At 67.4% G+C, this 12,619-nt stretch carries 11 protein-coding genes; 1 reads left to right on the top strand and 10 read right to left on the bottom strand.

All coding sequences use genetic code 11. The annotated features are described in order from the left end of the window. Positions 1-3: 3 nt before the first annotated feature. The 10 genes from M1L61_RS00785 to glnA all read right to left on the bottom strand — a co-directional run bounded on the left by M1L61_RS00785 (position 4) and on the right by glnA (position 11,587). Positions 4-573 carry a superoxide dismutase family protein gene (locus tag M1L61_RS00785; protein WP_010487189.1) on the bottom strand — a complete coding sequence of 190 codons (570 nt, stop codon included), beginning with the start codon at positions 571-573 and terminating at the stop codon, positions 4-6. Positions 574-666: 93 nt separating this feature from the next. Further along, a complete protein-coding gene (gene ntrC / locus M1L61_RS00780; protein ID WP_248854191.1) occupies positions 667-2,115 on the bottom strand; it encodes a nitrogen regulation protein NR(I) in 1,449 nt (482 codons plus the stop codon). After that, entirely contained in the window at positions 2,108-3,169 is a 1,062-nt protein-coding gene (locus M1L61_RS00775) for an ATP-binding protein (RefSeq protein ID WP_029380135.1), read from the bottom strand. The genes ntrC and M1L61_RS00775 overlap by 8 nt, the downstream gene beginning before the upstream one ends. Before the next feature lie 114 nt (positions 3,170-3,283). Continuing rightward, on the bottom strand, positions 3,284-5,329 hold the full coding sequence (locus M1L61_RS00770) for a TonB-dependent receptor (RefSeq protein ID WP_248854190.1): 2,046 nt from the start codon (positions 5,327-5,329) through the stop codon (positions 3,284-3,286). Positions 5,330-5,469: 140 nt separating this feature from the next. Further along, positions 5,470-5,784: a hypothetical protein gene (locus M1L61_RS00765; protein ID WP_248854189.1), complete on the bottom strand. Its 315-nt coding sequence runs from the start codon at positions 5,782-5,784 to the stop codon at positions 5,470-5,472. 84 nt (positions 5,785-5,868) lie between these two features. Beyond that, positions 5,869-7,044: an MltA domain-containing protein gene (locus tag M1L61_RS00760; protein WP_248854188.1), complete on the bottom strand. Its 1,176-nt coding sequence runs from the start codon at positions 7,042-7,044 to the stop codon at positions 5,869-5,871. 67 nt (positions 7,045-7,111) lie between these two features. Further along, entirely contained in the window at positions 7,112-7,858 is a 747-nt protein-coding gene (locus M1L61_RS00755; protein WP_099559727.1) for an N-acetylmuramoyl-L-alanine amidase, read from the bottom strand. 185 nt (positions 7,859-8,043) lie between these two features. Further along, complete coding sequence (gene amt, locus M1L61_RS00750) at positions 8,044-9,471, bottom strand: ammonium transporter (RefSeq protein WP_019336488.1); 1,428 nt, start codon at positions 9,469-9,471, stop codon at positions 8,044-8,046. Positions 9,472-9,493: 22 nt separating this feature from the next. Then, on the bottom strand, positions 9,494-9,832 hold the full coding sequence (locus M1L61_RS00745; RefSeq protein WP_004134334.1) for a P-II family nitrogen regulator: 339 nt from the start codon (positions 9,830-9,832) through the stop codon (positions 9,494-9,496). A gap of 345 nt (positions 9,833-10,177) precedes the next feature. After that, entirely contained in the window at positions 10,178-11,587 is a 1,410-nt protein-coding gene (gene glnA, locus M1L61_RS00740; protein WP_010487206.1) for a type I glutamate--ammonia ligase, read from the bottom strand. 224 nt (positions 11,588-11,811) lie between these two features. Between glnA and M1L61_RS00735 the strand changes: the two genes are divergently transcribed. Beyond that, positions 11,812-12,606, top strand: a complete 795-nt coding sequence (locus M1L61_RS00735; RefSeq protein WP_010487209.1) for an undecaprenyl-diphosphate phosphatase — start codon at positions 11,812-11,814, stop codon at positions 12,604-12,606. Positions 12,607-12,619: the final 13 nt, after the last annotated feature.

The following is a 12,619-nucleotide window of genomic DNA, read 5'->3' as shown; positions in this document are numbered from 1 at the left end:
TGATCAGCGGACAACCCGGATCACGCCACAGGCGATGCGGACGCCGGCATTGCCGGCGGGCTGGCTGCGATAGTCGTCGGCGTTGGCATGCACGACCAGTGCACGTCCGGCGATATCGGTGGCGGCGCCTCCGCCAAGGGTAACGCCCTTGAGGTGGATATCGACGTTGGCGCGGCCCTGGGCGTCGGCACGCAGATTGTCCATGTCGCCCAGGTGGTGCTTGCCGGTGCCGGCGCGGCCATGCGCAGCGCCACCGGGATTGAAGTGATTGCCGGCACTGCTGGCATCCACCGCGCTGCAGTCGCCACGCTCATGGATGTGGAAGCCGGCCTGCTGCATCGGCTGCAGGCCACCGATCAGGCCGGTGATGTGGAGGCCACCGGGCTCCACCATCAGCGCGATGCGACCACTGACGATACTGGCCGAGGCCGGCGAGAGATTGGCCTCGGCCTGTTTCGCGGCGCTGACCACGGTCGGTGGTGGCGGGGTGGGCTCGGCCTTCTTCGGCGCGCTGCCACAGGCAGACAGCAGCACGGCGGCGGACAACGGCAGGATGGCAAAGGACAGACGCATCGAAGACTCCTTGCAGGTGACACTACGGACGGCATCGTCCATGAACGATCAACGGTTCGGCAAGCGGGCGCGAGGATCGCGTGCAGGGACCGTTCAATGGCCCCCGCGGCGGCGGCCAGCGCCCAGCTTGCGGGTAAGGGTATTGCGGCCCAGGCCCAGGCGGGCAGCGGCTTCGGCACGACGGCCATGGGTGATCTGGAGCGCGGCCTCCAGCAGGGCATGGTCGACCCGCTCACGCACCTGCGCGTGCAACCCTTCCACGCCTTCGGCCAGCTGACGGCGTGCCCATTCGGCCAGCAGCGCTTCCCACTGGCCGGGATCGGCACCGCTGGTGCTGCCGCGACGGCCGCGCGTGCGGTTCAGCGCGGTATCGACGTCGGCCGCGCCGATGGTGTCGGCGGCGGCCAACGCCGCCATCCGCCAGCACACGTTTTCCAGTTCGCGCACGTTGCCCGGCCAGTCGTGTTCGCGCAGCGCCTGCAGTGCGGCAGCGGTCAGGCGCTTCGGCGGCGTATCCAGCTTGCGCGCGGCGGCGGCCAGGAAGGTGCTGGCCAGTTGCGCGATGTCCTCGCGGCGCTCACGCAGCGGCGGCAGCTGCAGGCGCACCACGTCCAGGCGGTGCAGCAGGTCGGCGCGGAACTTTCCCTGTGCAACCAGGCCTTCCAGATCCTGGTGGGTGGCGGCGACCACGCGCACATCGACGCGGATCAGCTCGCGGCCACCCACGCGGAAGAACTCGCCCTGCGCCAGCACGCGCAGCAGGCGCGTCTGCAGCGGCAGCGGCATGTCGCCGATCTCATCCAGGAACAGCGTGCCGCCGTCGGCCTGTTCGAAGCGGCCGATATGGCGGCGCTGCGCGCCGGTGAAGGCACCAGCCTCGTGGCCGAACAACTCGCTTTCCAGCAGCTCGGACGGGATTGCAGCGGTATTGAGCGCGACGAACGGCCCCTGCGCGCGCGGCGATTCGCGATGCAGCGCATTGGCCACCAGCTCCTTGCCGGTGCCGGTCTCGCCGGTGATCAGCACCGCCAGCGGCGCCTGCGCCAGTCGGCCGATGGCACGGAACAGCGCGCGCATCGGCGGGGTATCGCCCACCAGTTGCGGCGGTTGGTCGCTATGCGCTTCCGCCGCAGGTGTGGGCGCCGCCAGTGCCGGCGCAATTGCCGGCAGCACACGCTGTGCCAGCGCCACCGCGTCGTCCAGGTCGAACGGTTTGGACAGGAATTCATGCGCGCCACCACGGAACGCACCGGCCGTGCTGGCCACATCGGTATAGGCCGACATCACCACCACCGGCAGCTGCGGCAATGCGGCTTTCAGCTTGTCCAGCAGCACCAGACCGTCGTCGCCGGGCATGCGCACGTCGGTGAACAGCAGCGCCGGCGGTGGGCCCTCGTTCAACGCCTGCAACGCGGGCGCAGCGCTGTCGAAATCGACGACCTGGTAGCCCGCCTCGCGCAGCGCGGTGCACAGCACGAAGCGCACGGCACGATCGTCATCGACCACCCAGATGCGCTGCGGGGACGAAGAAGACTCAGACATCGCGCGGGGCCTCCTCGGCCGGGGCGGTGCCACTGACGATCGGCAGCAGCAGGGTGAACACGGTATGGCCCGGGCGCGAGCGGTAGGTCAGCGTGCCGCGGTGCTCGCGCGCCACCTGCTGGGCCAGCGCCAGGCCCAGGCCAGTGCCTTCGGCGCGGCCACTGACCAGCGGCAGGAACAGGTGCTCGGCCAGTTCCTCGGGTACACCACGGCCGTCGTCGGCAATTTCCAGGCGCAACGCCAGCGTGTGCAGCTGCTCGGCGATGCGCACGCCATGCTCCACGCGGGTACGCAGGGTGATGTTGCCGGCACCGGCCTGGATCGCGTTGCGCACCAGGTTCCACACCGCCTGGGTGAGGCGGTCGGCGTCGCCATGGAATTCGGGAATGCTGGGGTCGTAGTCGCGCTGCAGGCGTACCGCCCAGCCGGCCTCGTTCTCGGCCAGTCGCAGCACGCGCTCAAGCGCGGCATGGATGTTCAGTTCGGCATGCGGCGCGGCCGGGGCCGGCGACAGCAGCTGGTCGAGCAGGCCGTTGAGGCGCTCGATCTCCGAGCCGATCAGTTCGATCAGCTCGCGTTCGCTGGCATCGCGCTGGGCCGCGCGGCGGGCCAGCAGCTGGGCCGCGCCCTTCAGCCCGGCCAGCGGGTTGCGCAGCTCGTGGGCCAGCCCCTTCAGCGCTGCACTGAGCGCGCTGGGCAGGGCCTGGGTCGGGTCCAGCCCGGGGAATTCATCGACCGGATGCGCCTCCAGCAGCCAGCCGCCATCGTCGCGGCGGCTCATCCAGCCCTCGGCGAAGCGCGGGGCCTCGCCGGGCACCGCCAGCGCCAGCCGGTTCAGGCGCAGGCTGTCGCGTTCATCGCGGGCCAGGAAATGGGCCAGTGCCTCGCCCTGCACTTCCAGTGCGGCCAGCGGCCGACCCAACAGGCGCCGGACGCTGACGCCCAGCCAGCGGGCGAACGCCGGATTGCAGCCGGCAATGCAGCCATCGGCCCCGGCCCAGGCCAGCGGCGTGCCGAGGGCATCAAGGGACGGCGGGGGTGCGGGGTCGGACATTGCACCAATGTAGTGCAAAACGTGGGTTCGGGGTCAGAGCCCTTTCCTCGCGGAAAGGGCTCTGACCCCTGCCGCAGGTCGAGCAGGCTCGACCACTACCGGGTGCGTGGCCGATTACAGCTTCATGTTCAGGCCGACGAACACGCTGCGGCCCGGGGCAGGCGAGAACATCGGGCGGGCGCTGTTCCAGAAGAAGCTGTCGTACCAGGCGTAGGCGTACTCGCGGCCGGTGACGTTCTTCAGCTGCAGGTCCACGCTCCAGCGCGGGTTGATCTGGTACGCGGCGCTGAGGTCGAGCACGGCGAAGCCTCCGAACTTGCCGGCCGCGTTGCGCTCTTCCAGGTAGTAATCGCCCTGTGCACGCGCCTGCAGGCCCAGCCGCAGCGCATCAGTGGCGCGGTAGTCCACGCCCAGATTGCTGATGTGGCGCGGGGTGGCGGCCACTTCGCGGCCCTGCAGGGAAACGCTGGCATCGCGGTCGTCGCGGGTGATCTTCGCTTCCTGGTAGGCGTGCGAGGCCCAGACCGTCCAGTCGTCGCCCATCTGCAGGCTCAGCTGCGCATCCACGCCGCGTCGGCGGGTCTTGCCCAAGGTGACCGTCGTACCGGTAGCCGGCATGTTGGATACCTCGTTCTCCGCATCCTGCTGCCACACCGCCAGGCGTGCCTGGCTGCCGGCAAACGGCTGGAATTTCAGGCCCAGCTCCGTGCCGGTGTTGGTGGACGGCTGCATCGGCGCCTGCCCCGGGGTGAGGTAGGCCGGTGCGGTGGAGCCGGTCAGTACCTGGAAGGTGCGGCCCCAGTTCGCGTAGACGTGGGTGGTCTGGCCCAGGCTGTGGATGACGCTCAGCTTGGGCTGGCCGATCGTGCCGTAGTCCTGCAGGCGGGCGCTGATCCCGCTCATCAGGTGCGTGCTACCACTGAAGCGGTCGATACGGTAGGCCGGCACGATCTTCCACGCCTCGCCGGGCTGGTAGATGGCCTGCACGTAGGCACCCCAGTTGTCGAAGCTGTGGCGGTCGTTGTTCTGCACGCGCGCCGGTGCCTGGCTGAAATCGGTGGGTTCGGCGTAGGCGTAGCGCTCGCGGACGTAGCCGTTGTCCTGCTGCTCGTAGTTCAGGCCGCCTTCGACGGTAAGCGCGGGGCTGGCCTGCCAGGTGAGCGTGCTGAGCAGGCCGGTCTGGCGCTCATCCCACACGCGGCGCTGGCGCGGCAGGTTGCCGGTGGGCAGGTCGCTGAAGGTCACGCGGCGGTCGTCTTCGTAGCGGTTGTAGTACAGCCGCGTGCCGAAGGTGAGCGCGTCGGACAGCTTCAAGTCCACGTGCGCGGCGATCTGCCGCATGTCGCGGTCATCGCCATCGTCGCCGTTGCGCAGGTCGCTGCCACGACGATGCGTGCGCAGTTCGTCGGCCGTCATGAAGCCGGGTTCGTCCGCTTCGTGGTGGTAGGCGCGCGCGCTCAGGCCCACGCGCAGGCCGTTGTCCAGCGACCCGTAGAACCATTTGCCACCCAGCGAATACTTCTTCGAGGTGTCGTGGTCGCGGTACCCATCGCTGGCCTGGGTGCCGACGAAGTAGTTCTGCGCGAAGCCATTGCTTTCGCGGCCGATCGCCAGCTGCGCATCGCGGGTGTTGTAGCTGCCGTAGGCCAGCCGCGCATCGGTGTAGTTGCCGCCCTGGCGCGTACCGAAGTTCACGTTGCCGCCGATGTTGTGCAGGCCGTAGCGCGGATCGTTGGTTCCGCGCACCACTTCGATGTAGCTGATCTCCAGCGGGAACAGCATGTCGATGAAGCGCTGGTTGCCGCTGTTGACGTTGCTGGGGATGCCGTCGATGAGGGTCTTGATGGCGTTGAGGTAGCCCTCGCCGTTGAAGGCGCGGAAGCTGACCTTGCCCGATTCGGCCCCCTGCCGGGTTTCGGTGAGCTGGATGCCGGGCATCTGCCCCAGCAGTTCCCAGCTGTGCGAGACGTTGCGGTCTTCGATCTGGTCCGCGCCCAGCACATCCACCGAGGTCAGCACCTGGTGCGCGCTCAGTTGCCCCTCGCTGTGCTGGTGCACATCGACCTTGCCGAGGGTGAGCGCGGCGTCGGCGGACTGGGCGAATGCTTCAGGGGCGAACGGGGCGGCCGCGAGCGCGGCCACCAGCGTGGAGGTCTTCATGGGGGTGGAAGGGTGCGGATGAAATGTAATTCTATAACATTTCATGCGCCTGCCATGTAGAGTCGAGCCGTGCTCGACGGCTCCTGGCAAACAGCAGTCGAGCATGGCTCGACGCTGCAAAGGCGGGGGTGGAGCGGTGTTTACGCCGGGTAGCCGGTGGCTTCCCTGGCCTTCTTCCAGGCGCTTTCGAATTCGCGCGCGGAGATTTCGTCGTCCTCGTCGAAATCCAGGAACGACACCGGCTGGTCGGCCAGCAGGAAGCGGTCGTCGCTGTGGGCATGCTCGTCGGCCCAGACCATCTTGGTGCCGTAGATTTCCACCTGGCGCACGATCTTCTCGCCGCGTGCTTCCATCAGCACGTTGCCCTTGCCCAGGCCCGATTCGGCCCAGTGCTTGTAGTACTTCTTTGCAGCGGATTTCGCGCCGGATCTTGCGTTGTGCTTTGCGTAGGTCATTGCGGAGGTCCTGGCCGCAGACGCGGCCGGAAAGTTCGGAATGGCGCCATTATCGCCCGACCTTGCAGCACGCAGGTGAGCGCTTCATTGGGCCGGCGCCGGCAACGCCACGCCCTTCGGCCACAGCATCCAGATGTTGCCCTTCTGCTTCATGTCACCGGCCAGCTTGCCGGCGGCATCGCCGCTGCCCCAGTACAGGTCGGCGCGCACTTCACCGGCGATGGCACCGCCGGTGTCCTGCGCGGCCACCGGGCGCACCACCGGGCTGCCGTCCGGGCGCGTGGTGGACAGCCACAGCAGGCTGCCCAGCGGCACCACGGTGCGGTCCACTGCCACGCTGTAACCGGCGGTGAGCGGCACGTTCAGTGAACCGCGTGGACCTTCCGGGCTGTCCGGGTTGCGCACGAAAAACACGTAGCTGGGATTGCTGCGCAGCAGTTCCGGCACGCGTGCGGGATTGGCTCGGGCCCAGGTGCGGATGGCGTCCATGGTGACGTCTTCCTTCTTCAGCTGGCCCTGGTCCACCAGCCAGCGACCGATGGCGCGGTACGGGTGGCCATTCTGTTCTGCATAGGCCAGCCGCACCTGCGTGCCATCGCCCAGTCGCACCCGGCCGGATCCCTGGATCTGCAGCAGCTGCAGGTCCATCGGATCAGTCAGCCAGGCCAGCACCGGCGCCTTGGCGCCCTTGGCCGCGATGGTACCGGCGTCGTCATAGGGCTTGAGCACCTTGCCTTCGACGCGCCCGCGCAAACGCTTGCCCTTCAGTTCCGGGTAGAGGCTCTCCAGCTGCACCACCACCAGATCATCCGGCGTGCCGTACACCGGCACCGTGGCAGTGGCCGTGCGGGTGAGGCTGCCGGGATAGATCGGTTCGTAGTAGCCGGTAATGAGCCCGTCGGCCTGGTGGCCGCCGGCACGCAGTGCATAGACATCCAAATCGCGCTGCAGGAACTGGCGGATCGCGGCCGGGTGCTTGTCCGCCACCGTCGCGGCGGTGGCGCAGGGTCTGGCCCAGACAGCATCGTTCTTCAGGCGGGTGCAGCTGCTGCGCCAGGCAACGAAGCCGGCCTGCAGATCGCTGTCGGAGACCGGCGGCAGTGCGCTCCATGCGACCTTGGCGTAGGTGGCCGCCGGCGGTGTGACGGCCGTCGGCACTTCGGATCCGGTGCGGGGGGCGGTAGTGGAGCAGCCGGCGAGCACGGCCGCTGCCAGCAGGATGCAGTGCTTGCGCTTGAAGAAGGTGGCGGAATCGATCATGCCGCCATGGTGGAGTGCCGGCCGCTGGGCGGCAACCCAGCGCGGGGTCAAGCGTTCATGCGCGGGGTCACGGCATCTGCAGCAGCAGCGAATGCAGGATGCGGGCGTCCTCGGCATCCAGCGTCTTCGGCAAGTCGTCGCGGCCACGGAAACGGCGGTGGAAGGCGGCGACGGTGGCCTCGCGGTTGTCCAGCGGATAGCCGAAGCGGGCCAGCGCATTCCACGCGTCGAAGCCCTCCGGCGCAGCACCATCGGCGGCGCGCGGCCACACCCCGAAGCCGGCTTCGGCCAGCTGCTGCCACGGGAAGAAGCGGCTCGGATCCTGCTTGCGCGTCGGTGCCAGGTCGGCGTGGGCGATGACCTGGCGCGGCGGGATGTTCAGGCGCGTGGTGAGGTCACGCAGCAGCACGATCAGCGATTCGATCTGCGCCGCACTGAACGGGCTGCGGCCATCGTTGTCGAGTTCGATGCCGATCGAGGCCGAATTGAGATCGGTGATGGTGCCCCAGCGGCCGGCCCCCGCATGCCAGGCGCGGCGCACATCGGCCACCAGCTGGTAGCGATGGCCATCGGCGCCGATCAGGTAGTGCGCGCTGACCGGTCCACCACTGTTGGCCGTGCGCAGCGTGTGCAGGCTCTGCTGCACCGATTTCTGCTCGGTGTGGTGGATGACGATGATGACCGGCGTGCGCGCGTTCTGGTTGGGCGATGGCACCCAGGTGGCGAGCGGGTTGCGGGTTTCCTGCGGCGTGGAGGCGCAGGCGGCCAGCAGCAGGCAGGCCGAGAGCATCAGGGACGTGCGGATCGGGTGCATGGCCTGATTGTGCGCGATCAGCCGCGATGATGCATGCCGCCGTGCCGACCAACGGTCGGCACCCACCAGAGCAGTCCCAGACCCTGTGCCAAGCAAGCCTGGCACCCACCAGAGCAGGAGCAGTGCCAGGCTTGCCTGGCAGCCACCAAACGCAAAGGCGGCCCCGCAGGGCCGCCCGTCATGCATCAGGCCTCGTAGGCCGATTCGCCGTGCGAGGTCACATCCAGGCCGGTGCGCTCTGCCTCTTCGGTCACGCGCAGGCCGACCACGACCTTGACCACCAGCAGGATGACCGCGGTCACCACGGCCGACCACACCACGGTGAGACCGACACTGACCACCTGCACCCACACCTGGTGGCCGATATCCAGATCGGCCTTGGTGCCACCCAGCGACTGCGCACTGAACACGCCGGTAAGGATCGCGCCGACGATGCCGCCGACGCCATGCACACCGAACACGTCGGCGGTGTCGTCCACCTTCAGCAGGCGCTTGAGGCCGGTCACGCCCCACACGCAGACCACGCCGGCGACGAAGCCGATGACGATCGCGCCGAGCGGGCCGACGGTGCCGCAGGCCGGGGTGATGCCGACCAGGCCGGCCACCGCGCCCGAGGCGGCGCCCAGTGCCGACGGCTTGCCCTTGCTGATCGCTTCCACCAGCGTCCAGCCGAGTACAGCCGCAGCCGTGGCCAGCACGGTGTTGAGGAAGGCCAGTGAAGCTACGGTATCGGCCGCAGCGGCGGAGCCGGCGTTGAAGCCGAACCAACCCACCCACAGCAGCATCGCGCCGATATAGGTGAACGGCACGTTGTGCGGCTTCAGCGCGGTCTGGCCATAGCCCAGGCGCTTGCCGACGAACCATGCGGCCACTAGGCCGGCAACGCCTGCGTTGATGTGGACCACGGTGCCACCGGCGAAATCGATCGCGCCCATCTCACCCAGGTAGCCGCCCCCCCAGACGATGTGCGCCATCGGGATGTAGCTGAGAGTGAACCACAGCGCCGAGAACAGCAGCACCGCACGGAACTTGATGCGTTCGGCGAAGGCACCGACGATCAGCGCAGTGGTGATGCCCGCGAAGGTCGACTGGAAGGCGACGAACAGGTAATCCGGCAGGCCCTTGATCGGCGTGTTGCCGACCGACTCCGGAGTGAAGCCCTTGAGGAAGGCGAATTCGGTGAACGAGCCGAAGAATGGGTTGCCGGCGCTGAATACCGCGCTGTAGCCGTACGCCACCCACAGCAGCAGCACCAGCGAGAACACCACCAGGATCTGGCTGAGTACCGACAGCACGTTCTTCGAACGCACCAGGCCGCCGTAGAACAGGGCAAGGCCCGGCACCACCATCAGCAGCACCAGCAGGGTGGAAGTGAGCATCCAGGCCACGTCACCGTGGTCGAATGCCGGGGCCGTTGCTTCGGCAGCGGCAGGTGCTGCGGCCACCGGGGCCTGCAACGGTTCAACCGCTACGGTTTCGCTCGGCAGCGGCGACACCTGTGCCTGGGCATGGGCGCTGCCCGGCCACGCACCGGCGGCGAACGCGCTGAGCAGCATCAACAGCCACACGACATGGAACCGGGCTTGCCACCCGGTGAGAAGGCGCATCTTCATGGGGGAGTCTCCGGAAGGGGGGTTACAGCGCGTCGGCACCGATTTCGCCGGTGCGGATGCGGATGACCTGTTCGACGGCGGTGACGAAGATCTTGCCGTCACCGATCTTGCCGGTGCCTGCCGACGACTGGATCGCTTCGATCACCGCGTCGGCACGCTCGTCGGTGACCACGGTTTCGATCTTGATCTTGGGCAGGAAATCGACGACGTACTCGGCGCCGCGATACAGCTCGGTGTGGCCCTTCTGGCGACCGAAGCCTTTCACTTCGGTCACGGTGATGCCCGACACGCCTGCGTCGGACAGGGCCTCGCGGACCTCGTCGAGCTTGAACGGCCGGATGATGGCGGAGATCAGTTTCATGCGCATGTCCCGATGGTGGATGGGGCCAGCGCGCAGACGCGCGTTGGCATCAGGCAACCCGCGGCCATCAGATGATGGCCGTGGCTGTTGCACCGGACACATACAGGGCCGGGACGGTCGTGCCTCTCTCCTTGCACGACCGACGCGGGAGGGAGGGCGGCCCTGGTCGCGTATCCGGTCTTTCTCTTGCCCCTGGATAAGCGGGCCAAAGGCCCGCGTTCCAATGCAGCGGACTGACAGTCCGCTCTACAACGGCGGGCCTGCGCCCGCCTTGCGGCTCCCCAGCCGCGAGAACGGAAGCGATGGCGGCGGGTGGGAGGGGAAGCCCACCGCCATCGCATCCGGTCAGCTGGCGTAGTACAGCTGGTATTCCAGCGGGTGGGTGGCCGCGCGGAACTTGGTCACTTCCTGCATTTTCAGCGCGATGTAGCCGTCGATGAAGTCATCGCTCATCACGCCACCGGCCTTCAGGAACTCGCGGTCCTTGTCCAGCGCTTCCAGCGCTTGGTCCAGCGAGGAGCAGACCTGCGGGATCAGCTTCTCTTCTTCCGGCGGCAGGTCGTACAGGTCCTTGTCGCTCGGTGCGCCCGGGTCGATCTGGTTCTTGATGCCGTCCAGGCCGGCCATCATCAGCGCGGTGAAGGTCAGGTAGCCGGACTGGATCGGATCCGGGAAGCGCATTTCGATGCGGCGCGCCTTCGGGTTGGAGACCCACGGAATGCGGCACGAGGCCGAACGGTTGCGGGCCGAGTAGGCCAGCATCACCGGCGCTTCGAAGCCCGGCACCAGGCGCTTGTAGCTGTTGGTGCCCGAGTTGGCGAAGGCATTGATGGCCTTGGCGTGCTTGAAGATGCCGCCGATGTACCACAGCGCCAGCTGGCTCAGGCCACCGTAGCCGTCACCGGAGAACAGGTTGGTGCCGCCCTTGGACAGCGACTGGTGCACGTGCATGCCGCTGCCGTTGTCGCCGACGATCGGCTTGGGCATGAAGGTGACGGTCTTGCCATTGCGGTGCGCGACGTTCTTGATGACGTACTTCATGCGCAGCAGTTCGTCGGCCTTCTGCACCAGGGTGCTGAACTTGGTGCCGATCTCGCACTGGCCTGCGGTGGCCACTTCGTGGTGCTGCACTTCCACTTCGATGCCGACCTGTTCCAGGGTCTTGCACATCTCGGCGCGCAGGTCGTGCAGGGTGTCGGTCGGCGGCACGGGGAAGTAGCCACCCTTCACGCCCGGACGGTAGCCGCTGTTGGCGCCGTCGTACTTGGCACCGCTGTTCCAGGCGGCTTCTTCGGAATCGACCTTGAAGAAGGTATTGCCCATTTCATTGGCGAAACGGACCGAGTCGAAGATGAAGAATTCCGGCTCCGGGCCGAAGAACGCGGTTTCGGCGATGCCGGAGGACTTCAGGTAAGCCTCGGCGCGCTTGGCGATGCCGCGCGGGCAACGACCATACGGCTGCATGGTGGCCGGGTCCAGGATGTCGCAGCTGATCACGATGGTCGGATCGGCGTAGAACGGGTCGACGTAGGCGCTGGCAGTATCCGGCAGCAGCACCATGTCCGACTCGTTGATGCCCTTCCAGCCGGCGATCGAGCTGCCGTCGAACATCTTGCCTTCTTCGAACAGCGACGGCTCGATGATGCTGACCGGGAAGGTCACGTGCTGCTCGACACCACGCATGTCGACAAAGCGCAGATCGACGAACTCGATCTGGTTGTCCTTGATCAGCTTCTCAACGTTTTCCACGGACATCGGTACGACCTCGGATGGGGATGAATGCCTGCTGAGGTACAGCAACGACCGTGCCAACTTTTCGCAGGCTGCAAGTCATTGATTTCAAAAAGGGTGCCCTGGACCGGTGCAAATCGGTGCGCACCAATTGGGTGCACCCAGCACCAGACGCACCCGTTTGGTGCAGCAGGGATCGTCTATCCTCTCGACCTTCTTCCTACCTGCCGCGCGTGCCCGCACTGTCCATGTCCGACCTGCTCTCCGCCCTGCTGCTGGGCATCCTCGAAGGCTTGACCGAATTCCTGCCGATCTCCAGCACCGGCCACCTGCTCATCGCCCAGCACTGGCTGGGTGCCCGCTCGGACTTCTTCAACATCGTCATCCAGGCCGGCGCGATCGTGGCCGTGGTGCTGGTGTTCCGCCAGCGCCTGCTGCAGCTGGCCACCGGCTTGAACCAGCGCGAGAACCGCGAGTACGTGTTCAAGCTGGGCGCGGCCTTCCTGGTCACCGCCGTGGTCGGCCTGGTGGTGCGCAAGGCCGGCTGGTCGCTGCCGGAGACGGTCAGCCCGGTGGCCTGGGCACTGATCATCGGTGGCGTCTGGATGCTGCTGGTGGAGGCCTATACCGCGCGCCTGCCCGACCGCGACCAGGTGACCTGGACAGTGGCGATCGGTGTGGGCCTGGCGCAGGTGGTGGCCGGCGTGTTCCCCGGCACCTCGCGCTCGGCCTCGGCGATCTTCCTGGCCATGCTGCTGGGCCTGAGCCGCCGCGCCGCCGCCGCCGAGTTCGTGTTCCTGGTCGGCATTCCCACCATGTTCGCCGCCAGCGCCTACACCTTCCTGGAGATGGCCAAGGCCGGGCAGCTGGGCAGCGAGAACTGGGCCGACGTGGGCGTGGCCTTCCTTGCCGCGGCCGTCACCGGCTTCGTCGTAGTGAAGTGGCTGATGGGCTACATCAAGTCGCACAGGTTCACCGCCTTCGCCATTTACCGCATCGCGCTGGGCGCGGCACTGCTGCTGTGGTTGCCGTCCGGCAGCTGAACAGCGCCGGGGC

The organism is Stenotrophomonas sp. NY11291 (assembly GCF_023277365.1).
Taxonomy (GTDB): domain Bacteria; phylum Pseudomonadota; class Gammaproteobacteria; order Xanthomonadales; family Xanthomonadaceae; genus Stenotrophomonas; species Stenotrophomonas geniculata.
This window is presented reverse-complemented; position numbering and strand designations above follow the sequence as displayed.

Bases quoted from the DNA above. Each gene is read 5' to 3' on its own strand.
- M1L61_RS00785 (WP_010487189.1), bottom strand. From the start codon at position 573: ATGCGTCTGTCCTTTGCCATCCTGCCGTTGTCCGCCGCCGTGCTGCTG.
- ntrC (WP_248854191.1), bottom strand. From the start codon at position 2,115: ATGTCTGAGTCTTCTTCGTCCCCGCAGCGCATCTGGGTGGTCGATGAC.
- M1L61_RS00775 (WP_029380135.1), bottom strand. From the start codon at position 3,169: ATGTCCGACCCCGCACCCCCGCCGTCCCTTGATGCCCTCGGCACGCCG.
- M1L61_RS00770 (WP_248854190.1), bottom strand. From the start codon at position 5,329: ATGAAGACCTCCACGCTGGTGGCCGCGCTCGCGGCCGCCCCGTTCGCC.
- M1L61_RS00765 (WP_248854189.1), bottom strand. From the start codon at position 5,784: ATGACCTACGCAAAGCACAACGCAAGATCCGGCGCGAAATCCGCTGCA.
- M1L61_RS00760 (WP_248854188.1), bottom strand. From the start codon at position 7,044: ATGATCGATTCCGCCACCTTCTTCAAGCGCAAGCACTGCATCCTGCTG.
- M1L61_RS00755 (WP_099559727.1), bottom strand. From the start codon at position 7,858: ATGCACCCGATCCGCACGTCCCTGATGCTCTCGGCCTGCCTGCTGCTG.
- amt (WP_019336488.1), bottom strand. From the start codon at position 9,471: ATGAAGATGCGCCTTCTCACCGGGTGGCAAGCCCGGTTCCATGTCGTG.
- M1L61_RS00745 (WP_004134334.1), bottom strand. From the start codon at position 9,832: ATGAAACTGATCTCCGCCATCATCCGGCCGTTCAAGCTCGACGAGGTC.
- glnA (WP_010487206.1), bottom strand. From the start codon at position 11,587: ATGTCCGTGGAAAACGTTGAGAAGCTGATCAAGGACAACCAGATCGAG.
- M1L61_RS00735 (WP_010487209.1), top strand. From the start codon at position 11,812: ATGTCCGACCTGCTCTCCGCCCTGCTGCTGGGCATCCTCGAAGGCTTG.